Consider the following 22150-nt stretch of genomic DNA (forward strand, 5'->3'; position numbering starts at 1 on the left):
GCTGCCGGGATACCGCCTCCGGGGACCCTGATGGAGTTTCGACGTAACACCCGTACACCACGGAGCACAGCAGCAGGCAGACAAGGAAATGGAATCGAAAATGAGCACGCATTGATAGAGCAGGACGTTTAGGAGTGACCGAATTCAGCAGAATTGAAACGTCCATCCCAGCAGGAGGAAAAGAACCCTAGACCATACATTACGACAAAACTGGAAGAGAACCGAGACGAAGTGTTTGGCTGGATTGCCCCCAACACCCATCAACACGACACCGGTGGAAATAGAATCGGTCGACATCCTCTAACCACCGGCTAAGCACTCACCTATGTTCGCAGAAGCGCAGAGACTTTTTGAGCGTTTGCTAGACCGATTTTGCGGGGGCATCATCGTCCAGCACAGGTGCCTGCTTGGCTGCTTCGATGGACTGCTCCAGTTCCTTTTGCGCCGAATCCATCTCGGCCCGGATTGTTCGCATTTCAGGATCAACTGAACTTCGCACATCCGCAACCGCCTGACGGAAGGTGCGCACGGCATCTCCCAATCCCTCCCCTAAACCCTGCATATCTTGGGCAGACAATCCCGACGGTTGAGCCTGAGCCGCTTTTGCCCGAATGGCTGCCTGAGCCGCCTGCACCCGAGCCACGGCATCCTTGTTCACAATCGCCGACGGACGCTTGGCCACCGGCTTGCTCTGAGCCCCGGCAGGAAGAGGCGGATACTGCGCTCGCATCACAGGTGCCGGAGCCGCCATACGGTCTTCCATCGTGGGAGGCTGATGGCTATGCGCAACCGCCGACCCTGCTGCCGCTTGCCCCGGCGTGACCGTCGCCACCCGCGGCTTCGCCGGTTGAGTCGCTTGCGGACCCTGTGGCCCAGCCGCGGCCATCAGAGCCGCTGTCGTACCGGGAGTCAGCTCAGGGCCCGGCGTGTAGGGAGAGGTGGCTTTAGGAGCCGATGCCGCCGGCGCAACGGTGGCAGGCTGTGCGGCCTGAGGGATTTCTACCGCCGGCTGAGCCTGGATCTGAGCCGACATTCCAGCGGTTTCGTTCTGTTCTGGAGCGTTATCAGGAGGCGGAATATCATTCACCTCCTTCTTAAACCCTTTGAGCGCTTTGCCGACCCCCTCACCGATTTGCGGAAGTTTCCCGGCCCCGAAAATGATCAACACAATGACCAGGATAATAATCAACTCGGAAAATCCCATAGTGCCAAACATGTTCGATATCCTTCCTCGGCAGATACGAGTCAATCCAGCGCCAGAGGGCGTCTTTGGCCATTTTCACTCCCACGATAGCTGCCCGATGCAAAGGGTGTCAAGAAAGGTGAGCGGCCACAGTCGGCTCAGAAATAGAATCGAAGCACCTAGCTCGCCAGGACGGGAATCGGGAGAAGATCGGCCTGAACCGGCTGTCCGTACACCACCGCATCGTGAGAAGAGAGATACACATCCAATTCACTTCGAATACCGAAATCCTCGGGCAGGTAGATGCCAGGCTCAATCGAAAAGCAAGTGCCGGGCAACAACCGGCGCGCATCCTGCGTCTCCAGATTGTCGATATTCGCGCCGTTGCCATGTACTTCCTCACCGATGGAATGGCCGGTTCGGTGCACGAAATACTGCCCATACCCCGCATCCTGAATCACCTGGCGGCAGATATCATCCACTTCCCACCCATAGGGGAATTCACCGGCTCGTACACGACCCTGCACAAAGGTGACGGCCGCATCCCGAGCCCGTCGAACAATCTGAAAAATGTCCTGGTGCCGGGTAGGCACAGTCGCCCCGACGAACCCCGTCCAGGTGATATCCGCATAGACCGCCCCTGGTCCAGGCTGTTTAGCCCACAGATCTATCAGTACCAAGTCACCCTGCCGGATAGGTGCTGATCCTTGGGAAGCCGGCCCGTAGTGAGGATCGGCGCTATGCGCATTCACCGCAGCAATCGGCGGACTCGAGGTCACCAAGCCACGGGCCTGCATGCGGGAAAGAATGTATTGCTGTAATCCGTATTCCGTCAGGCTGGACCGAGCAGCCAGCGAGGTTCCGACAAATCCAAACGCCTCGTCGACAATTGCGCGGAGTCCTTCGGCGGCCACCTGATGTGACGACAATTGTGCGCCATCCCACACGGCTTCAAATTGCTGAACCAGATCGGCAGAGGTCACCACCTCTGCGCCGAGGCTGCGCACCAGATCAATCGTGCCGGCATCCACGCGTGAAAGATAGGGGATAGCATTCATCGGCGAATATTGCATTGCGACCCGCTTGGCAGAGTGCAGCAGGGAACCGAGAGCCGCCTGCTGATCGCGCCAGGAGACGTACGCACGGGCGTCTCCGGGCAACCCGTCCAGGACATGAGGCTCAATGCCATGTTGGAGCTTCACCGGCGTACCCTGCGCGGGAACCCAGTAGTACCAACGCCGCGTGACATGGAGCGAGGGGTCTAACAACAAGACGCGATACGCGATAGGGTCGAGGTGGCGAAAATCATAAAAAAGCCATCCATCAAGCCCAGGCTGTTCCCGAATAGCCTGCTGAATCCGAAGCACCCGTGCGTGAGATCGATCCGCCGCGTTCATGGTTGCCATCATAGCGTCATTCCGCAATCGATACCACTAGGCAATCACGCTGTTTTCTGCCGTCCACGCAATGCTAGAATGAGCCCAATCCCGCTATGGCTATCGTTCCCTCATCCGATCTCACTCAGTACCGCGTCACCTTCTTCTTCGGGCCGGAAGCCGTCGAAGAGCGACCGGATCATCTGCGATGCGTCTTCAATGTGAAGAAGCGGAGCTGGAAAGGTGGCGTGCAAGTGGCTGTGGATGTGGCCCTGAACCATCTCGACCAGGCCCGCGAACGAATTCGTTATACATCCTGGCTGGCCGGACTCGTTCAAGCAAGCAGCCAAGAAGAACGCGAGGAGCTGACCCGCCGAGCCGATGACCTCTTCGTTCAATCACTCTGTACCAGTGCGCTCAACCTGGCCCTCCAGGCGGGAATTGAACAGGTCAATCAACAGATCGACGCCGCCACGTTCTCCGACGAACTGCACGAGCTCCTCGACGAACAACCGGAACAGGTGACCGATCGAATTCGCCTCGAATTGGACTTGGGAGAGACTTCCGAAATCTAACGAGCAACATGCGGCAGCAAATCCGGAAGGGGTTTGAAAACGGGGGGGAATTTGTTATAACGACAACGGACTCATCGGCATTCATTTTTCTTTCCACCGAATCAGAACTTCAGCACGAAGGAGGCACCCAACGTGAACGTCTCTGTCTATTCGCCCCTTAAAAGACGACGCAGCCTCTGGGCACAAGTCCTCGTCTTCAGCCTGGTCACAGTCTGTTCTCTGGCCTTACTCATCGCCCCCGTCTCCGCGCAGGAATCGGGAGGCGCTTCCAATGTGCCGGTCTCGTCGACCGATGCCAGCCCGTCGGGTGTCGGCATTCAAGCAGGCTCCGCACTGGCCACCATCGTCTATTTCCCGCTCAAACTGGCCTTCGCAATCGGCGGCGGGGTCGTCGGTGGATTGGCCTATGGCTTCTCAGGAGGCAGTGAGCAGACGGCCAAGAATATCTGGATCCCCAGCATGTACGGCACCTACATCATCACGCCGGACCATCTCAAGGGCGATAAACCGATCCGCTTCCTCGGCGTCTCAGGGGAGCCTGCGCGAGAGGCCGGCGATTACACCCCGCAAGAACCAGCGCCGCTGCCTTTGGAACCGATCCGCTAGCATGAAACCCGTCATCGGAGTCACCCCCGACTTCAATGCCGGTGATCGTCAAGAATGGGGCGGCAAGGAGCCCACATATTTTTTGCGGGCCCGGTATGTCCGCGCCATTGAGGAACTCGGCGGCGTGCCGGTGATTCTGCCACTTGTGGCGAACCGATCCGCACGCCGGCGCCTGCTGGAAGGGGTCGACGGACTCCTCCTGACAGGAAGCGGGCCGGACTTGGATCCAACCCTGTACGGAGAAAAAAAGCGATATACCTTTCCGGTCGTCGCTAAACGACGCTCCAGCTTTGAATTGGACTTGGTGCGGTTGGCCATCCGGAACCACATCCCCACGCTGGCCATTTGCGGAGGCATGCAAAGCATGAATGTCGCCTGCGGAGGGAGCCTGTATCAGGATATTCCGGCCCAGGTCGACCATGTGTTACAGCACCGACAGACAACACCGGCGGTTCGACTCTCTCACAGCATCTCCATCACACCCGGCAGCCTGCTCAATCGCATCGTCAAGCGCGCCCGCATGCAGGTCAACAGCTCGCATCACCAATCGGTGAAAGCGGTCGGGCACGCCCTTATTGCCAGCGCAACCGCGCCGGATGGCATCGTTGAAGCGATCGAACTTCCGACGCACCCCTTCTTTCTCGGCCTGCAATGGCACCCCGAATTTTTGTTCGAACGCCACCTCTTGCACCGACGACTCTTTCAGACATTTTTGCGGGCCGCCTCGCGCCGCCCGTCACTCCAACCTTCGCCTGCGAGACGCAGGAACAACTCATGACACGGGGTTCATTTCGCCATAACAGCGGACATGGACGTGGCGCCGCCGGAGAGAGGACACTGCGTGGGCAATCCGCTGTTTCGCACCAAATCCATCGAACGAATCCTCGCTGATTCCGACGCCCCTGAACATCGCCTGAAACGGACCCTGACGGCCTGGGACCTGACCGGACTCGGCATCGGCGCGATTATCGGCACCGGCATCTTCGTGTTGATCGGCACCGCTATCGTCGGTGATGCGCACCGGCCAGGCGCGGGGCCCGGCATCATGCTGTCGTTCATTCTTTCAGGCATCACCTGCGCACTCGCCGCCCTCTGCTATGCCGAATTTGCCGCCATGATCCCGGTCGCCGGCAGTGCCTATACCTATTCTTATGCCACCTTGGGAGAATTTCTGGCCTGGCTGACCGGCTGGAATCTGATCCTGGAATATGGCGTGGCCTGCGTGGCCGTCGCGATCGGGTGGTCCGGATACTTTAACAACATTCTCAAACTCTGCGGCCTTGAACTCCCATACTGGGCCACTCATCCTCCCGGCGCGGACGGCGGCATTGCGAACATTCCGGCCGCGATCATCGTGCTTCTCGTCACCGGCATCCTGATCGTCGGAGTCAAAGAGAGCGCGCGCGCCACCTGCGGCATTGTGCTCATCAAGCTGGCCGTGATCGCCTTCTTCATTGCGGTCGGCACATCCTCCGTCGACACGGCTAATTGGTCCCCCTTCATGCCGTTCGGATTTGCCGGCGTCGGCGCCGCCGCCGCCATCGTGTTCTTCGCCTATATCGGGTTTGACGCTGTGTCCACCACCGCCGAAGAAGCCAAGAACCCCCAACGGGATTTGCCCATCGGGATCTTCGCTTCGCTGGCCATCTGCACCGTGCTCTATATTTCTGTGGCCGCGGTCCTGACCGGGTTAGTGCCTTATTCGCAAATCGACGTGCATGCTCCGGTGGCTGAAGGGCTTCGCATGGTGGGATTCAAGTGGGGAGCCGCCATCGTGGCAACCGGGGCAGTAGCGGGCATTACCAGTGTCCTGGTGGTGATGATGTTGGGCCAGATTCGGGTCTTTTTTGCCATGTCGCGGGACGGTCTCCTGGGTCCCTGGCTTTCAGGCGTCCATCCGAAGTTTCGCACGCCCCACCACGCGACCTATTTGACCGGCGTGGCCGTCGCCATCATGGCCGCGCTCATTCCGATCGGTGAGGCAGCGGATATGACGAACATCGGGACGCTCTTCGCCTTTGTCCTCGTCTGTATCGGCATCATGGTCCTGCGCTACACGAAGCCCGACCATCCACGCCCCTTCCGTATGCCATTCATGCCGGTCGTCCCCATTTTAGGAGTCTTGGCCTGCCTCGGTCTGATGTATTTTCTACCCTGGATGACCTGGATACGGTTCTTTGTGTGGACCATCATCGGCATTGTCGTTTACGCCACGTATGGGATGCGCCATAGCAAACTCGCCACAAGGCCCTCGACAGAACAGTCCGAGACACCTCGACCGGCATAGTCGAATTACAAGCCAAGAAACTGGTGACGGGAAAAACTAGGACGACGCTTCGGACGGAGCCACAGGAGCGGCCGCAGGAGGTACCGTTGCAGCAGGAGCCGGAGCCGTCGGCTTGGCCGCAACTGCCGCAGGAGAAGAAGAGCCGGACGCCGTAGTTGGGGCGCCTGCCGCTGCCGGAGCGGCCGCACCGGCAGCCGGGGCAGCCGGTGGTTTTGGTGGAGCAGCGGGCTTCGGCGGAGCAGGCCGCTCCGGTTTAATCCCGCCTTCCCAAGAAGGACCTGAATACATATCGGCGGCCAGCCCTTTGCCTTTCCACTTTTCTTCGAAATCTGCAGCCGCTTTGTTCGGGGTTTCTCCCGCACCCACCACGTCATTCCAGGGATAGGCCCGGGGACCAATCTGGCACCCGGTCTCCGTACGCCTCAAATAGAGGGCAATCGGGTTCCCCCGGTACGGCCCGAGATAGATATGCACTGACCCCACATATTCGAGCAATGTGGCCACCGCGCCTCCAAGAAGAGGTGCATGATGCCATAAGAGGCGGGAAGAGGGCAAGATGGACCTATCACCCCCCTGCTCTTTGGTCCAGAATCGATTAGGTCGTAGCGGGGCGCTCTCTCGTAGGGCGCATGCGCAGCAGGTACACACCTAGGATGAGGACGATGATAACGATCACGTTGAGGCCGACATCCATCACATACTGCTGAAAGAGTTCCTGGCGCGTCTCCCGCGTTACCATCTCAAGCTGATGGGATAATTCTGCACTGGCCGTCAGCACCCGTCGCGTGCAGGCAATGATGCCGACCGCCAGGTAGGGCTCCAATTCAAGCACCTCGGTCTGAAGAAACCGCACCACCGTACGGAACAATTCCAGCAAGATGATGACGAGTAGCAGATCATTCAACAGCTTGAGGCCGGCAGGCAGGAGCGGGACATCGGTGGAGCGCAAGAAAAAGGCGTACCAGGCATGAACAAAAATCAGCATGCCGAGGGCCAGCAAGCTGAATCCCGCCGCGACATAGCCCAACCGATCTAAATGGTCCATGAATCCGAGCAACCACTGCATGGTTGCCCGGCGGGACTTCTCAAGAGGCCCGGGAGGGGTCACCGGCGGGGTCATGCTGTACCTGCCGGACCAGTCTGCATGGGGAAGTCCTCACGTGGTTCACCGAATTTCAAGCCGTTGACCGCCTTGGCTGTGATGATGTGGCCACAACAGTCGATCCCCTGAAAGCCGGCGCCTCCGTCGATCACCATGAGTCGCAGACCGCAAGAGTCGGTGAACTGCCGCTTTTCCTCCAGCATAGCCCCGGGAAGCAATGCACCTTTTTTCCGGCCTCTCGACGAGATGATATCCGGTACCACATCCTCTTCAGTCAGCTCGTGCCCGCAACAGAGAATCTTCTGGAAACCCTCACCGCCCCCGGTCACCTTGACCACCAACCCGCACGAATCCGGAAAGCGTTTTCGCTCGTCGAGAATGTCACCTTTTTTGATCGCCATAGCGCCTCGACATGAAAGGAGAGAAACAAGCCGTCAGCTGAGTTGATAGTGAATCAGATCGTCTGGCGAAAAGCCAGTATAGACTGGAGTGACCGCGTTCTCCACCAGACAGCCCTGGAGGCTGACCAGGCATCAGACGGGCACCCATTGCTCGCGGGAAAGGACGGGCCGTTACGCGATGGGTTTCGAGCGAGAAGCGATGGCAACAGGATGCGCGCCGGTCACACGTGCGTGACCGGAGAATCCTGTGAGGATGTGGCTTGCGCCGTCTCGACTGACTTGGGTTGGGGAATACGCGCATAGGCCTTGTGCCATGAATCGAGCAGGACTTTGTGCGACCGGCACCCCACCACCAACCGCGCATCGGAAATCGTGACCGGTTTGTAGGGATGGAGGTACCGTGCCTTCAGGTGTGCCACACGGGCCAGCGACTGGTCCAGCCTCTCTTGAGTGATCCGGCCATCTTTCACCGCACGCTCCATGGCTTGCATGGCGGTCATGACACGATCCTGGTCCTTGCAGATCAGCAGGACATCGCATCCGGCCACAAACGACCGGACGGCCGCTTCGCCGATCCCGTCGTGATCGATAATGGCATGCATCTCCAGATCGTCGGTAAAGACCACGCCCTCATATCGAAACTCCTCGCGCAGCAAGCGCTGGATCACCGCAGAAGAGAGGGTTGCCGGCGCCTCCGGATCCAAGGCCCGATACAGTACATGGGCGGTCATCAAGCTGGCGACACCATAGCGAATGGCTTGCTGAAAGGGAGGAAACTCCGTATCGCGCAACCGTTGAAGCCCCGCATCCACGACGGGAAGCTCTTTGTGCGAATCCGTCGCCGTGTCGCCATGGCCGGGGAAGTGCTTCCCGCACGCGACCACCAGATTGTCCTGCAGCCCTCCGATAGTCGCCAACCCCATCTCGCCGACAAGCTCGGGAGACGCGCCGAACGCCCGATCGCCGATGACAGGATTGTCCGGGTTGCTGTTCACGTCCAACACCGGCGCCATGTTCATATTGATCCCCACCGCCCGCAACTCTTTGGCAATGGTCGCGGCAGCGGAGTAGGCCAGTTCACTGGAGTTGCACTGCCCCAGCTGTCCGCAGGGGGGGAAAATCGTAAATTCGGCGGGCAGCCGGGATACCCGGCCGCCCTCCTGGTCAATCGCGATCAGCAGCGGCTGAACGGGCGACAGTTTCTGCAGCCCGTTGGTGAGATCGACGATCTGCTGAACCGACTCGAGATTGCGGCGGAAAAAGATGACGCCACCCGGCTTGTACGCTGTCAGAAACGAGGCCAGCTCTTTGGTGACCGTGGTCCCGGTGAAGCCCATCATAAACAGCTGACCGATCTGCTCGCGTAATGTCATCACTCGTTACTCCGACGATCTGGTGAGAAGCAGGCGCTACGGCAACGTGCGGTCCAGGAGGAACTGAATGAGCAGGCGTGTGCCGATCCCGGTCGGACCCTTCGGCAGATACGCTCGCTCACGTTCGCTCCAGTCGGTGCTCGCAATGTCCAGATGGATCCAGGGGCAATCGCCGACAAATTTGCTCAGGAACAAGGCGGCGGTAATCATCCCTCCGCCCCGGCCGCCGATATTCCGCATATCCGCCACGTCGCTGCGGAGCTGCTCGAAATACTCCTCCCACAACGGCATCTCCCACACGCGCTCGCCTGCGCGTTGACCGGCGATCCGGACCTGTTCTTTCACCTGATCGTTGTTGCCGAACATCCCGATGGCAAATTGGCCGAGCGCCACCACGCAGGCGCCGGTCAGGGTCGCAATATCGATCAACACCGCCGGTTTGTACCGGGTGGCATAGGCCAACGCATCGGAGAGGATCAGTCGGCCTTCGGCATCGGTGTTCTGAACCTCTACCGTTTTTCCGGACAGCGTCGTCACGATATCGCCCGGCCGCATCGCCCGCCCGCCCGGCATATTTTCGGCTACGGGCAGAATGCTGACGAGGTGGAGGGGAAGCTTGAGCCGCGCGGCAGCCCGCATCGTCGCCAGCACTTCAGCGCCGCCCGTCATATCGGCCTTCATATGTTCCATATTTTCGGCCGGCTTCAGCGAAATGCCGCCGGTGTCAAAGGTGATGGTCTTTCCCACCAGCACCACCGGAGGATCGCCCTTCTTCGCTTTGGTACCCTTGTATTCCAGGATGATGAACTTGGGCGGTTCATGGCTGCCACGCGCCACACCCAGCAGGGCACCCATGCCGAGCTGTTCCATGTCCTTCTGTTCGAGCACCTTCAGACGCACACCGGATTCTTTGGCCACCGCCTTGGCCTCGCGTACGATGCGCGTCGGCGTCATCACGTTGGCCGGATGGTTGCACAGGTCGCGAACCAGCACCGTCGCTTCAGCAGTCGCCACACCGCGCCGGATGCCCTCGATCATTTGGGGGAGCAGCGAGGCTTGCGACGTGTAGATGGTCAGCCGTTCGACGTCGATCGGCTTGTTTCCATTGGGGCTACGATAGGCGGTGAATTGATAGTTACCGAGAATGGCGCCCTCCGCCATTGCCTGCGCCACATCCTGGACCGGAATCTCCTCCAGCATGGCGGCCGGCAACACGACGGCGAAGGAGGTCACTTTCGCCTGACGGACACGTTTGATCGCAGTACCAAGCGCCTGGCGGAACGCATCCAAACGGAGATCTTTTTCCTTACCCAATCCAGCCAACAACAGCCGTTTTGCTCTGGCCTTGCCCTGGGTATGGACCAGCAATCCTTCGCCGAGCTTCCCTTCGAATTCTCCGCGCTGAATCAAAGCGGCGAGCTGTCCTCCGAGTTGCGCATCGATGGCGGCAGCCTCCTGCGTGAGATCAGAGCCACCCTCGCAATGGAGCAACACCAGAACCTCGGCCGCCTCGTTTTCTGCCCGTCCGACCTGTGCGTGAACTTGGATCTTCTTCATCAATCCTCCCCTGGTTCTTGCCGTTCAGCGTTCATCATCAGCCGCTCACAGACTGCCCGTCCTTAAGAATCACACCCCTCTCAAACGCCGCGCATATCCGGCGCCCAAATGTATTTGTGCATTTGGAGCTGGAACCGCACCGGCAACTTATCGGCCAGTATCCACTCCGCCAGGTGCCGCACCTCCACTTCGCCGAACACCGGACTCATGAGCACCGTGCACCGCGCCGGAAGATCGTAACGATGGAGCACGTCCCGCGCCCATTCATAGTCCGATCGATCCTTGATCACAAATTTCACTTCATCGTGAGGTGCGAGCCGATCGAGGTTCGGCCAATACATTCGATCCGTCATCCCACTCCCGGGACATTTCACATCAAGAATCACATGGACACGCCGATCGACGCCGGCCGTATCGATGGCCCCGCTGGTTTCCACCAGCACCTCGAACCCCTCGTCACACAGGCGGCTCAGCAACGGAAGAGACGCCGGCTGGCTGAGCGGCTCTCCTCCGGTCACTTCAACAAGATCGCACGCGAAGGCGCGGACCTGATCGACGATGTCGTCGATCGTCAGATCTCGACCGCCGTAGAAGGCATACGCCGTGTCGCACCAGGTGCACCGGAGCGGACAACCAGTTAGACGGACGAAGACGCAGGGACGGCCGGCATAGGTGGACTCGCCCTGGATACTGTAAAAAATTTCGGTAATCTTGACCATCATCGATTGACTCAGCAGCTCAACGTCGCACCGATGGATGAATCGGGGGACTTATTTCCATCTCGTCACAGGCCATCCATTGCGTCGCGCGATGCGATCCATTCCGCGAATCGGATTCACGACCAACGGGTGCCCCACCATTTCCAGCAACTCAACATCGCCGGGACTATCGCCATAGGCAAACGACTGCGTCAGATCAATGCGTGATTCCTGTGTCAACCGAGCGATCAAGGCACGCTTGCCGGGTCCATAAGGAAGAGGGGCACAGACCTGGCCGGTAAAACGACGCTGTTGCCGTTCCAGTTTCGCGGCCAGCAGGGTGGGCACCTCCAGCAAGGTGGCCAACGGAGCAATGAGGAAGTCGAGGGATCCGGTCACCAACACGATATGGTGTCCGGCCCGACGATGTTCGTCCATCCGCGCGAGCCCTTGCGCCGAGAGACGCGAAAACAGCTCGGCACGACAGAACTCCTCGGCCAGCGACTCCACCTCTGCCGCAGCCTTCCCGGCCAGATAAAGCTTCCGCTCACGCAGGGGGTGCAATGACACCGGGGGTGCATTACGAAGCACCCAGCCGACACTGTCCCGTAGCTCGCGCCACCCCACAAGACCCCGCTTCCAGAGAAAGCGAAAAAACCGGACTTCACTCGCCTGACCGGGAAGCAAGGTATTATCGACATCAAACAACGCGGCGATGTCAGTCTGCCGACTAGTGCCCGAAATATGTGACAGTGAGAGAGGCGTCATCTCGCTTGTTGGCCTGCTGATCGCTGTGATGAGGAAGGATCTGCGACAGGTCCGCGCAGCACGCGTGAATTCTACTGGACAACTAGTTGATTGACAAGCATTTTGGACCACTTCTATAATGCGTTTCCTCTGAAGCCTGGCGCCTGCGTAGCGAGAACGCGCGTTTCACTGCCGTCTCGCTGGTGTGTACCTGGCTTCATGTTTCGACGGAGAGACTCTCGGTTGCCGAAGTGGTGGAATGGCAGACACGCACGTTTGAGGGGCGTGTGGCGCAAGCCGTGCGGGTTCAAGTCCCGCCTTCGGCACCAACTTTCAACCCCTGCTGATTCTTCAAGCACTTACGTTTTCTCCTTCTCTCTCCTGCAAACGATTCGCTAACCGTGGAGCAATCGCCCCAGCTTTGCAGCCGCCTCTTGCTGCATGGAGGGTAGAGCATGCGCGTACACGTTGAGCGTGATCTCTATCCGCTTGTGTCCGAGTCGTTCCGATACCACCTTCACCGGAACCCCTTCCTTGAGGGCCAACGTCGCGCAGGTGTGGCGAAGGCCGTGAAACGTGATCGGTTTCACACCGGCCGCTTTAATAAGCCTGGCGAACTCCCGTTGCCCGATATTGTTCAAGGTGAGGGGTTGGCCGAAGTCACGGGCAAAGACAAGCCCATGGTCCTTGTAGGCCGTTCCGAGAAGCAGTTTTTGAGCGGCTTGCGCGGCCTTTTGCTTCCTCAGAACCTCGATGGTCTTCTCATCTAGCAGAACCGTCCGTGACTTCCCGTTCTTCGGTGGGCCGAATAGTGGCTCGTTGCGGACCTTGACCAACTGGCGAACGATGGAAATGGACTGTCGTTCAACATCGACCTCCGACCACTTGAGCCCGCACAGTTCCGCCTTTCTGGCCCCGCTATCGAGTGCCAGAGAGTACAGAGCGGCCCCTTGTGGGCTGTCCGCCTTGGCCGTGTCCAGGAACTTCCGCGCCTCTTCGGGCTCCCAGCAGTTTTGGAGAATGCTTTCATGCCCATCCCTGCGCCGAGGCTTGCCTATGACCAAACTCGCGGCATTGCGTGGAATAAGATCCTGCATCGTGGCCGCTTTCAAAGCGCTGTGCAGGATCGTGTGATGCTGCTGAAGGGTAGCTGAAGCAAGCTTTTCAGCCTGGTAGTAGGCCTGAAGGTGACTCGCCCTCAAATCGCATAGCCGGTATTGGCCTAAAACGGGCTTCAGATGGCGATCAATGACGGATCGGTAGGTTTCATAGGTCCGAAGCCGTTTGTGTGGCTGGATGGCCGATTTGATCCACTCCTCCAGCCATTCCCCCAAGGTCATGCGTGAGGGGCTGATCACTTGTCCACGGCTCAGGTTGTGGAGCATGTTCGTCAGTTCGGCCTGAGCTTCCTTCTTGGTCCCCCGAACCGTCTTCCATTTTTGAATGCGCTTGAGCTTGCCTGTCGCCGGATCCACCTTCCGGCCTATGTCGAGCACGATGGTCCAGCTTCCTTCCGAACGCTGAAAGATATGGCCGCGCATGTGTCACCGTCCTTTCTTGGCCGGCACGTATCGAGCGTAGGTTATTTTTGCAATGTAGACGTCTGGGTACCGCACCTTCACAGTCTTCAATTTCTTTTTGACATCGGCGAGGCTGCTCATTTGAAAACCGATTGGATCAAACGGATTCCCCGGCTCATCGCGCACCACTTCGTACACCGTCATTGATTTGGCCATCATTCACCGTCCTTCCTGCTGAATATGTTCTTACTGCTAGCCATTTGTTTTATTCCTGCTGCGCCAGATCCTTCAGCGTGTCAGTGAGCCGATTCTCGATAAGACCGAGCATGTAGCGCACTTCGTCGTGTTCGTCCCATTGGCTCTTTGCAATTCGGCAATAACCCCGCAAATCCTCCACCCGTTGAGAGGCGCGTTTAATAGGGCTGTCCTGCTGTGCCGTCTGTGGCTCCATTGATCACCGTCCTTTCTTGACCGCTTTTTTGCGGTACGGGGCATGGATAACCTTCGCAATATAGGCTCGAGGATATTCCAGGCGTTGCTCTTTCAATTCTTGCAACGCCTCCGCAAGAGTTGGGAATAAGAGGCCCAGTGAAGGAGTAGGATTTAAGCCTACTGAGTCATCGCACACGTCGTACATAACGATTGTCTTACCCATCGTACTCACCTGCCTTTCTGCCCTTTCGCGGGCTGGTTGAAATGTTCGAAGCTTGCCTAACTCTTCGCTTCGTCCTTCAAATACTCTTCGATCTGATCAATCGACGCGTCAAACGTTGACCCCATAACCACCATGCCTCTATCGTTCACAAGCTGGTATTCCCCGAGGTTGTTCAAATGAATCCCCCGCTGATCTTTCAAGAGTCGATACCCCAAGCCATTCGCTAACTTTCGAACACGGCGCTCTTGTTGTGCGTTGATAGTTTCCATGACTAGCCCCTCCTTTTGGTTGTGGTTTGCTGCAGACCGAAGTGTTGATTGAGTAAATGCCGAATCAGGCCGCTGGCAGTCGTTCCGGTTGATCGGAGCGCGTTCAACCTGGCTTTGATCGGCTTTGGGATATGAACGAGGATCTTAACCATTTCCATAGGACCTCCATGTGATTATCTGATAGCAGTATATCTAATTATTCAAATGACTGTCAATCTATAGGATTGACTAGTGATTTCTAGAGCTTGTAATCTGCCGCCCTATGAGCCGAAAAAAAGACCCAATAGAAAAGAAAGCGTTCGGTATTCGCCTCGATCCGGCGCTGATGAAAGAGCTGCAGTATTTAGCTGTGGACAAAGAACGGTGGGTTAACGATTTGATCGATGAGTCAATCCGAGACTTACTGAAGAAATACCGCGAAAAGAAAAAACCCTGATGACTGACATGTCAGTCATGTCATACAGGGACGCTGAAGAACGTTTGCGAGTGGTTTGTAAGCCCTGTAAGTATTTGAAGATGTGAAGGGAAAAAGATGGTGCCGAACAAGATAATGGAAAATGTGTCAGCCATGTGAACCAGAGGGCGAACTGTGCCCTAATTCCCGTTGGAGGAAGTATGAGTGATAAAGGCGTTGAAGGCATAGCCTATATAGGGTTGTGGCTCATCGTGTACTTCCTCCCAACCATCGTTGCTCAAGCACGCAGCCACCACAATACGCTTGCCATTTTCATTCTGAATCTACTCACCGGATGGACGGTTCTCGGATGGATCATTGCCATTGTCTGGGCCTGCACGCGCGCACAGCCACAACAGCCAATCATTATTCAGCAAGACTTTAGCGAGAAATATGGACGGCCAGAATGGGAGCGCGGCCAATTACCGCGCAGAACTCCGACCATTCTTCCACCAAATCAATTGCCGGATCATCTATTTGATAAAAAGCGCGATGATTGAATGATGATATGCGCCTCACGAGACAGGTTTGATTGGTGGAGACCATCGATGAACAGATTTAGAGTGGCACTCATTCCTGCCTTACTGAGTCTTTCAGCCTGCGCCATGACGGTGAAAGAGTTTAGAGAAACGCCGTTAACGTACCTTGCGGAAGTTCCTGGTCACCATGCAGAGCTGGCGAATTGTCTCATGCATCGGCTTGAGGAGTCGGTGGATACCTGGCCCAACATGTTTCGGCTGACATCGGAAAAGAATCACTCCTCCCTCATGATCAATCGCCAACAGCTATCCGGCGCCTTCATGACAGAGCTTGCGCCGTTGGCTGAACTGATTATTACGCAAACCGATCCTTCACAAGTCCTCATCGAGGAACGTCATCGCAGCGGATGGAACGCCTACGAATATCCGCAAAAAGCACGTCGGTTTTTTTCAGCCTGCGGTCAACAATCGATCAGCCACCTCACCTTCACTTTCCATACTTCTAGTCATCTGAATTAATTATTCTCCACACGACCTTACAACCAAGGTATGCAGGAGAGAGGCACACCTAAACCTCTCTCCCGCACTACAGCCGGACACCCAGCCATACACGTAGCGGCGATAAAACGCCCGTGACCTGCTCCCTAGCTGCGAGCTGCCACAAACTTAGAAGGAGACAGTCCTTCAAGTTCCGTGTCACTCGCCAACATCCGGGTGTTGGGATCTAGCTTTAATATCTCGATGATCGCTTCCCTGGTGACAGCCAACCATCGCAGCCAATTTCCCACGCTCTCTCGAATCATGTTCAGCACATCGAGTAGCAGCTTGTTCTGTTCGTAGATCTTGTAATCTTCCGGGAACACGCGCTTGGCACGCGCCTCAAGTGCCCTGGTCTTCACGTCCTCACTGACCATCTGTCCAACTGGAGCGTCCAGAAGAGCCAGCAGGGTTTCGTCTCCGTCGTGTTCAGCGGCATGAAGAAACACAGCATCCCGTTCCGGCTGAGTCATATCGACATAGTGGCCCCGAATCTCCTGTTCCCGGAGGAACTGAATCGTTTCATCCCGCTTTGGTCGCACCACGGTAAAGAGGCGAGTCGATAACTGTCTCAGGTGGTCCTCGATCTCTCCGATCTTGACCCCAAACCCTTTGAAACCTGCCAACGCCTTCGTAGCTTCTTCAGCGAGTTTCGCCCGCTTGCCTTCGTCGCTCATGAAGCGATCGGCCGTGATGCGCTTCTCGATGACTTCATAACTTTCGACGTTCTTCAGCACGCCGCCAAGTAGCTCTGTTCGACGGTTCAGGAAAGGTGTCTCCATGTTCCGCCGGTTGTAATTGATCATCTCGTTCGAGATGAGAATCCTGAGTGATGGTGTGTTTAACATAGGGTCTGGAACCTCCTTGGTTGTTGTGAATGCCTGTTCAAGCTCCTGTCAGCCTGTTCAGGTTGTTGGTGACTTCCATGAGTGATAGCGCCATCATGCCCCGTGGCGCTTGCCGGCTGGAGCCCTTCTCTAACTCCACGATGTAGGGCAGATTGTTGGTGATATAGATCGGGGGAAGCCGTTTCCTCGCATCGGCGCCATAGGTCGCGAGTACTGTTGCAGCCTTGAGGCCGCTCAGCTGCTCGCCGGTATACGCCCCCTCAGGCATCACCCGAAGATCAGGCGCACCGATGGCAATATTCCAAGAGGCGCGAGCGCGTCCGGTGTCCACTGGCGTCTTTTGGATGATCCGCCTGAACAGATCGACCGCAACCCGCTTGGTGAGGATTGCTCCATCAAGTTCTACTTTTTGCGCGAACCGTTTGAGGGCGCGTTCAAATTTTGGATAGTCGGCCTTCAACATCGATTCAGGCCCTTCCGTTTGCAAAATCGGTTTAGCATTGGTGCTGATCTCCTGCATTCATGCCGGTTCTAGCCTCTTGTGTTCCGAACAGTCTCTTCGGCTTCACCTTAGCCGCGCCTCACGGGTACGCGATTCGCGCCGAATTGTTTCATGAATGGATCATATTCCCCATTTCTCATGCCGCGCTTGACCACGTTGTTAATAAACACGTCGATCTGCGGATTCCCATCCGGCCCTTGTCGCGTTTCGGTCTGCACGTCCGCATTCGCGGAGTTATGCACGTTCACCGTGACCGGCATGGACATGGTTGTTGAAGGCCGCTGGGGGGTGAAGTGATCACCTCTCCATTCCACCGGAATGGAACGGCCGTTCGGCAATGGAACGATGGCTTCTCTGTATCGACCTTCCCCGGCAATCGCGGGACCATCCGTGATTCCCCCATCGGCGAAGCCTTTCATTCCCAACAACGAGGCCGCGTTGAATCCGCCAGCTGGTATGGCACCGCCACCGCTACTGAACAGACCAGGCAGCGCATCAAGCCCCGTCAGTAGGCTTCGACTGATGAGCTTCGAGCCCACATCCGCCACCATGTTCTTCATAAAGTCAGTGAGCCCTTGCAGGACATCTTTCAGCCCTTTGACCTTTCCCTCCATCGCATCGAAGAAGAACGTCTTGAAGCTTTGTTGCATAGCTTGAGCGACGGATCGGGCCTGATCTGCGCCAAGCCCGAACATGCTTTGATCTTGGACATACCGTTTCATCGACTTGGCAAATCCGCCAAAGAAGTCATCGGAGAACTTCTCCGACACCGCCCGTTGATCCGCCAAAGCCCCCATCATGATCGTGGTGACTTGGTCCCAGGTGTATCGTGTGTTTTCCAGCAATTCAGCCGCACGGATGCTGTCGCCATTCCTCCAGGCGTTCAGCACCTTCTCCGCTGTCTCAAAGGTGACATCCAACTCCTTTGCGAGAGTGGCCCTCACGAGGTCATATTGAGTCGTAAGTTGATTCTCGCGGGAGGTGCCGTAGGCCTCTTGGAACTTGGCAAGGTTCTGGTAATACGCAATCGTGTCATCTTGGGATTTGTGCCGAAGGTCTTCCTCAACTTTGAAAGTCGAGATCAACCCATCCGTAATCTGTCGCCCCATTTGCTCTTGCAGGCTACCCTGCAGGACCTTCTGTTCCTCTAGGAATTCGGTTGAAGCATGATTGAACTCCTGTACGCTCTTCGCCACTTCCGCATTGATCGATGCGACTTTGGTCTTATAGGTTTCTTCCGCTTTGATCTTTTCCTCTGTGGTTTCGAAGCCCAACGCAATACGGGCGTGATACGTCTCTGTTTCCAGCTGCAGCAGTTTGCTTTGCGTTTCTCCCTCAAGTGCCAGCTCACGCAACTTCGCGTCCTGCTGAGCCTTGAGAAAGTCCAGTGCGCCCACACCGGCCCCGACTCCCTGTTGCCCCTGCTGCTGATCAAATCCCAGCAGCCTGCTTTGATGCTGTAATCCCGAAATGGTGCTGTTACGTTCCGCCTCGATCTGCGCCCGCATACGCTCAGCGCTACCCTCAGCTTGAATCGCCCGCAGCTTAGGATCGAGCTGAAAGGCCTCTGCGCTGCTCTTTCCCTGCAGGCTCTTGTCCAGCGCCATCGGCTTGAGCGAGAAGAACTCATTAAACTTCTTCTCGCCTTCTCCGATGATCGGGAGTAGCTGAGTTAATTTGTCGTATAAGTAATTCACGCCTTGATCGGCCAGGAACAAAAGCGACGTGCTGAGCCGAGACGCTTCATTCCCCATATCTTTCAACCGCGCTTCCATCTCGGCCATTTTGTCCGCCGAGGAAGGGGCCGAATCTCCGACCTTCTGCATAGTCTTGTCGAGGCTCTCAAGAATGGCATTCGCTCCCAACGTGGCCCGCTCCTGCTTAGAAATCTGCTCAACGGTGCGATTCGTCGAGACCGCATACCTCCTGACCGTTTCCTCAAGATCGATGTAAATTCCCTTCGCCTGCAAAGACCGTGAACTCATCGTCGCGGTGGACTGCAACAGCTCGTCAATCGAACTCTTGACGGTACCTCCGTAAACATCGCTCAACACTTCCCCGGCTGCTGCCATCTTCTCGATCTGATCGGGATTCATACTTTGCATGAGCCCTTTGCTGGCGATCTCAGCCGCTTCAGCCATGGACAGCTGTCCACCTGTCACACTCTTCAAGCGGCTCACCATGTGATCAGCCGTTTGATTGAACACCCCGGCTTGCCGGTTCAAACGAGCCAGGGTTTCATCGAATTCAGCCCCTTGCTTGGCCACTCTCCAAGCTTGTTCCATGGTCCGCTCGAACACGAAGACCTTAGCGGACATGCCAACCCAGGAATTGGAAATCCTTTGGATGGTGGCCTCCATCGTCGCCGCGCCCTGTTGAAACCCACTCGGATCGATTCGTGTACTTAGAACTGCCTCATCGGACATAGGGCCTCCAGCGTTTGTAAGTGGCTTGCATGGCTCTGTAACTGTGCGTTTTCATGCGTTCAATTTTCCGCCGTCGAACTTCAGCTTCGGCACCTTTGCACTTCCCCCGGCCCAGAACGGCAGCTCATGCCACTTTGCGCCGTTCACGATGCATTCATGCCAAAGCGGGACAAGTGCCTCCCAGTCTTCCAAAGTGATTTGGACAGGAAACACCATCAAAGCATCACCAGGCTTCAGCAGGCCGCACTTGTGGGCCTGATCCACGGCTTCGTCTTCCGTCATTTCTGAAGAGTCATAGTTGACCACCACCCAGCGAGGCTTCCCACTGGTTTGACCGTCGAGGCGTTCCAGTCTTTTCCGAAGCGATCGATTCAAGGCTAGGCCTCCGGGTACATCACGGCTACTAGCTCGTTCCACTCGCTAGAGCCTTTGACGATCCGCAATTCTCGATCGTGGTAATAAATGACGCAGAGCGGCTGCCCCTGGCTCTGCGCCTCTTCCCTCACATACGCAATCTCTCTCACGTCGATATGCGCCCCCTGAATTCGCAGGTACGTTGAAGGAAGCAGCGCTTGAAGCTCTGTCCATTTGGGGGAGTCAGATCGAATTCGAAAATGACGGCCGATGTAATACACAACGATCATCGGCGCAGCCTGCTGGTGCTGCGGCTCTTCCTGAATGAAGTCGATCTTTGCTAAATCGATATGCGTATCTTCGACCTGAAAAAACTTCACGATGCCCTCCCTACTTCGAAATTAAGAACCCGCCCGCGCCGTCTGGAAATTGGCCCCGATTCGTACGAAAACCCGCTGGCCGAATGCCGCATGTTCGCTTCACTTTGTCCGGCCTCGTAGTGCTGCCAGTCCTTCGCCCATTCATCGAATGATGGGTACGTCTCCGGGACAAGAAGAAATCCGCCACGATCCTCAGTCCGGACTTCGAGACGTTCCAGCCGTTTAAGCAATCCCTGCTTCATGCGTTCACCGTGATGCTGACTCCACCTTCGAATTCATTTCCCACGCGCCCGCCTTCGAGCTTCGCAAGGCGAGACTCAAACTCTTCGACCTCAATGCAGTTGATAAGCTGGTTCGCCAGGTAGCCCATGGTGTTGGCCTTTTTGGTCGAAAGGCGTCCGCGTTTCACTTCCAAGATGCAGAACCGAAGCATCCGGCGAACGTCGCCAATCGTCGCCAGCGCTTGCCAATCCCTCCCCCCAGTCCTGCCCGCATTGCCTTGATTTGACGCCACGTTATTTGCTCCCTGTGTCATGCCAGCGCTCTTGCGGATCGCGCTCTGTGACTGGTTCATAGGTCTTTCCAGGTCTCGCCGCCGGTTCGGCTTCCTCGGCCTTCTGAATCAGCAGACTGCCAAGATTCAGCGCAGCCGCCCAAGAAAGCCTGATCTCGTTTCCCTCGCCTCGAATAATCACCTGATTTCGACTTGGATCAGTGAACACTTGCATAGAGCCTCCTTTGTGAACCCCATGGCCTCAGGCCGGCACTTGAGCACCGACCTGAGGGGATACTTATCCATGGTAGTCGCCTCCGTTCATGGAGGCGTTCAGACGGGGATGAGCCGTCTGAAGATGTGAAATTTTGACAAATGAACGCGAAAACGCCGCACCAGCATTGCTTAGGATGGTGCTTCTGCATGAGAGGAGGAGAGGAGATCATCTCTTCTCTCTTCATCTCCTCTCTGCTCTCTTCATCTTTCACTTCACTTCTGCTCATTTCAGTTCATCCGAGGGGTACCCTTTGACCCCCTCCTAGAAGACAAAACCGGCGCTCCTGCTGCGCGTTCGATCAGACTCAACACAACCAATCGAGGCATTTCGTAAGTTTCCAATTCGCGCAACTTCCCGTCGCGCCCTGCTTTCTTTTTCGTGTGCCCAAGCTCTGCCAACCAGTACCCATGAAAGACTTGAGGCGTCATGCGGTCGCCTCGCTTCGGCTTTCCGCCGTTCGCCAAACACCACACTTCAAAATATTTTGAGCTAGGGCTGATCGGTCCATTCTCAGGAGCGGCGAAATACATCGTGACAACTTTCTTCGCCCATCGGGCTGGTTCAACAATCACAAAATCCATTTCAATCTTGTTCCGATTGAAGCGCACGACCCTTCTAGATCGCGCATAGCTGATAAGATATTTACCCGCTGGTGGCTGCTCATGGTCTGGTGCCTCTGGCCAATCTTCATCCTGATATTCCGTCACGCTTCGCCCTCTGCCACGTAAGGATGTGCAACGATCACTTCGCCTCTGGTCCCGTGACAGTGGGCCGCAAGGACTCCTTCGGGATTCGCACAAGCCTGCCAAACCGACGTGATGGCAAGGTGCCTTTTCGGCAGAGGTCATACACCGTGACAAGGCCACTTCTTAGAAACTGTGCCGCTTGAGCCGGTGGAACCCAGTCCGGAAGGTCATGAAATTGGATCGGCGGGCCAAGTGGTCGACGGGGGCGCTTTGAGGCTGATTTGACGTGCGGCATCTGATTCCTCCTTTACATTGAACACATGGAATGTGTTCCCGAAAGAAAGGCTACCGCTCGCACAGAAGTT

At 56.7% G+C, this 22150-nt stretch carries 30 protein-coding genes and 1 tRNA gene; 8 read left to right on the forward strand and 23 right to left on the reverse strand.

Annotation, left to right across the window (positions count from 1 at the left end; all coding sequences use genetic code 11):
* Positions 1-361: 361 nt before the first annotated feature.
* Both tatA and H8K11_01395 read right to left on the reverse strand, forming a co-directional pair.
* Positions 362-1216, reverse strand: coding sequence for a twin-arginine translocase TatA/TatE family subunit (gene tatA, locus H8K11_01390; GenBank protein MCS6262382.1), 855 nt, complete (start codon positions 1214-1216; stop codon positions 362-364).
* 146 nt (positions 1217-1362) lie between these two features.
* Positions 1363-2580: a M24 family metallopeptidase gene (locus H8K11_01395; GenBank protein MCS6262383.1), complete on the reverse strand. Its 1218-nt coding sequence runs from the start codon at positions 2578-2580 to the stop codon at positions 1363-1365.
* Between the two features lie 95 nt (positions 2581-2675).
* On the opposite strand from H8K11_01395, the gene H8K11_01400 reads away from it, so the two are divergent.
* From H8K11_01400 to H8K11_01415, 4 genes are all read left to right on the forward strand, one after another.
* Positions 2676-3134, forward strand: a complete 459-nt coding sequence (locus H8K11_01400) for a hypothetical protein (GenBank protein MCS6262384.1) — start codon at positions 2676-2678, stop codon at positions 3132-3134.
* A 132-nt stretch (positions 3135-3266) separates the two neighbouring features.
* Entirely contained in the window at positions 3267-3740 is a 474-nt protein-coding gene (locus H8K11_01405; GenBank protein ID MCS6262385.1) for a hypothetical protein, read from the forward strand.
* A 1-nt stretch (position 3741) separates the two neighbouring features.
* Positions 3742-4518 (forward strand): gamma-glutamyl-gamma-aminobutyrate hydrolase family protein, encoded by a 777-nt coding sequence (locus H8K11_01410; GenBank protein MCS6262386.1) that lies wholly within the window; start codon positions 3742-3744, stop codon positions 4516-4518.
* Positions 4519-4581: 63 nt separating this feature from the next.
* Entirely contained in the window at positions 4582-6027 is a 1446-nt protein-coding gene (locus tag H8K11_01415) for an amino acid permease (protein ID MCS6262387.1), read from the forward strand.
* Positions 6028-6063: 36 nt separating this feature from the next.
* Here the strand turns inward: H8K11_01415 and H8K11_01420 are convergent, their stop codons facing one another.
* From H8K11_01420 to H8K11_01450, 7 genes are all read right to left on the reverse strand, one after another.
* A complete protein-coding gene (locus H8K11_01420; protein MCS6262388.1) occupies positions 6064-6531 on the reverse strand; it encodes a hypothetical protein in 468 nt (155 codons plus the stop codon).
* Positions 6532-6622: 91 nt separating this feature from the next.
* On the reverse strand, positions 6623-7147 hold the full coding sequence (locus H8K11_01425) for a phosphate-starvation-inducible PsiE family protein (GenBank protein ID MCS6262389.1): 525 nt from the start codon (positions 7145-7147) through the stop codon (positions 6623-6625).
* Positions 7144-7530, reverse strand: coding sequence for a hypothetical protein (locus H8K11_01430; GenBank protein ID MCS6262390.1), 387 nt, complete (start codon positions 7528-7530; stop codon positions 7144-7146). The genes H8K11_01425 and H8K11_01430 overlap by 4 nt, the downstream gene beginning before the upstream one ends.
* 221 nt (positions 7531-7751) lie before the next feature.
* Positions 7752-8903 (reverse strand): beta-N-acetylhexosaminidase, encoded by a 1152-nt coding sequence (nagZ, locus tag H8K11_01435; GenBank protein ID MCS6262391.1) that lies wholly within the window; start codon positions 8901-8903, stop codon positions 7752-7754.
* 36 nt (positions 8904-8939) lie between these two features.
* On the reverse strand, positions 8940-10460 hold the full coding sequence (locus tag H8K11_01440) for a leucyl aminopeptidase (protein MCS6262392.1): 1521 nt from the start codon (positions 10458-10460) through the stop codon (positions 8940-8942).
* A gap of 80 nt (positions 10461-10540) precedes the next feature.
* Positions 10541-11179, reverse strand: coding sequence for a 7-carboxy-7-deazaguanine synthase QueE (queE, locus tag H8K11_01445; protein MCS6262393.1), 639 nt, complete (start codon positions 11177-11179; stop codon positions 10541-10543).
* A 51-nt stretch (positions 11180-11230) separates the two neighbouring features.
* Positions 11231-11926, reverse strand: coding sequence for an HAD family hydrolase (locus H8K11_01450; GenBank protein ID MCS6262394.1), 696 nt, complete (start codon positions 11924-11926; stop codon positions 11231-11233).
* Between the two features lie 224 nt (positions 11927-12150).
* On the opposite strand from H8K11_01450, the gene H8K11_01455 reads away from it, so the two are divergent.
* Positions 12151-12234: transfer RNA gene (locus H8K11_01455), tRNA-Leu, on the forward strand.
* Positions 12235-12300: 66 nt separating this feature from the next.
* Here the strand turns inward: H8K11_01455 and H8K11_01460 are convergent.
* From H8K11_01460 to H8K11_01480, 5 genes are read right to left on the reverse strand one after another with little or no spacing between them, the layout of a single operon-like run.
* On the reverse strand, positions 12301-13446 hold the full coding sequence (locus H8K11_01460; GenBank protein ID MCS6262395.1) for a site-specific integrase: 1146 nt from the start codon (positions 13444-13446) through the stop codon (positions 12301-12303).
* 3 nt (positions 13447-13449) lie between these two features.
* Positions 13450-13644, reverse strand: coding sequence for a hypothetical protein (locus H8K11_01465; protein MCS6262396.1), 195 nt, complete (start codon positions 13642-13644; stop codon positions 13450-13452).
* A 46-nt stretch (positions 13645-13690) separates the two neighbouring features.
* Positions 13691-13876 carry a hypothetical protein gene (locus H8K11_01470; protein MCS6262397.1) on the reverse strand — a complete coding sequence of 62 codons (186 nt, stop codon included), beginning with the start codon at positions 13874-13876 and terminating at the stop codon, positions 13691-13693.
* Between the two features lie 3 nt (positions 13877-13879).
* A complete protein-coding gene (locus tag H8K11_01475) occupies positions 13880-14080 on the reverse strand; it encodes a hypothetical protein (protein MCS6262398.1) in 201 nt (66 codons plus the stop codon).
* Between the two features lie 56 nt (positions 14081-14136).
* Positions 14137-14349, reverse strand: a complete 213-nt coding sequence (locus H8K11_01480) for a hypothetical protein (GenBank protein MCS6262399.1) — start codon at positions 14347-14349, stop codon at positions 14137-14139.
* A gap of 262 nt (positions 14350-14611) precedes the next feature.
* Between H8K11_01480 and H8K11_01485 the strand changes: the two genes are divergently transcribed.
* The 3 genes from H8K11_01485 (at position 14612) to H8K11_01495 (ending at position 15801) form a co-directional block, all read left to right on the forward strand.
* Positions 14612-14785 (forward strand): hypothetical protein, encoded by a 174-nt coding sequence (locus H8K11_01485; GenBank protein ID MCS6262400.1) that lies wholly within the window; start codon positions 14612-14614, stop codon positions 14783-14785.
* A 179-nt stretch (positions 14786-14964) separates the two neighbouring features.
* Positions 14965-15303 (forward strand): superinfection immunity protein, encoded by a 339-nt coding sequence (locus tag H8K11_01490; protein ID MCS6262401.1) that lies wholly within the window; start codon positions 14965-14967, stop codon positions 15301-15303.
* Positions 15304-15351: 48 nt separating this feature from the next.
* Positions 15352-15801, forward strand: coding sequence for a hypothetical protein (locus tag H8K11_01495; protein MCS6262402.1), 450 nt, complete (start codon positions 15352-15354; stop codon positions 15799-15801).
* 125 nt (positions 15802-15926) lie between these two features.
* Here H8K11_01495 and H8K11_01500 read toward each other — a convergent pair whose 3' ends face one another.
* The 9 genes from H8K11_01500 to H8K11_01540 form a co-directional block, all read right to left on the reverse strand.
* Positions 15927-16667: a hypothetical protein gene (locus H8K11_01500; protein MCS6262403.1), complete on the reverse strand. Its 741-nt coding sequence runs from the start codon at positions 16665-16667 to the stop codon at positions 15927-15929.
* A gap of 37 nt (positions 16668-16704) precedes the next feature.
* Positions 16705-17187, reverse strand: a complete 483-nt coding sequence (locus H8K11_01505) for an HK97 gp10 family phage protein (GenBank protein MCS6262404.1) — start codon at positions 17185-17187, stop codon at positions 16705-16707.
* A gap of 50 nt (positions 17188-17237) precedes the next feature.
* Entirely contained in the window at positions 17238-19595 is a 2358-nt protein-coding gene (locus tag H8K11_01510) for a hypothetical protein (GenBank protein MCS6262405.1), read from the reverse strand.
* A gap of 51 nt (positions 19596-19646) precedes the next feature.
* The gene (locus H8K11_01515) at positions 19647-19904 is read right to left on the reverse strand and encodes a hypothetical protein (protein ID MCS6262406.1); all 258 of its coding nucleotides are present in this window, start codon (positions 19902-19904) and stop codon (positions 19647-19649) included.
* A 68-nt stretch (positions 19905-19972) separates the two neighbouring features.
* The gene (locus H8K11_01520) at positions 19973-20329 is read right to left on the reverse strand and encodes a hypothetical protein (GenBank protein MCS6262407.1); all 357 of its coding nucleotides are present in this window, start codon (positions 20327-20329) and stop codon (positions 19973-19975) included.
* Between the two features lie 238 nt (positions 20330-20567).
* Positions 20568-20843, reverse strand: coding sequence for a hypothetical protein (locus tag H8K11_01525; GenBank protein ID MCS6262408.1), 276 nt, complete (start codon positions 20841-20843; stop codon positions 20568-20570).
* A 1-nt stretch (position 20844) separates the two neighbouring features.
* Entirely contained in the window at positions 20845-21057 is a 213-nt protein-coding gene (locus H8K11_01530; GenBank protein ID MCS6262409.1) for a hypothetical protein, read from the reverse strand.
* 269 nt (positions 21058-21326) lie between these two features.
* The gene (locus tag H8K11_01535) at positions 21327-21806 is read right to left on the reverse strand and encodes a hypothetical protein (GenBank protein ID MCS6262410.1); all 480 of its coding nucleotides are present in this window, start codon (positions 21804-21806) and stop codon (positions 21327-21329) included.
* Positions 21807-21840: 34 nt separating this feature from the next.
* On the reverse strand, positions 21841-22080 hold the full coding sequence (locus H8K11_01540) for a helix-turn-helix domain-containing protein (GenBank protein ID MCS6262411.1): 240 nt from the start codon (positions 22078-22080) through the stop codon (positions 21841-21843).
* Positions 22081-22150: the final 70 nt, after the last annotated feature.

Source organism: Nitrospira sp. (assembly GCA_024998565.1).
Taxonomy (GTDB): domain Bacteria; phylum Nitrospirota; class Nitrospiria; order Nitrospirales; family Nitrospiraceae; genus Nitrospira_A.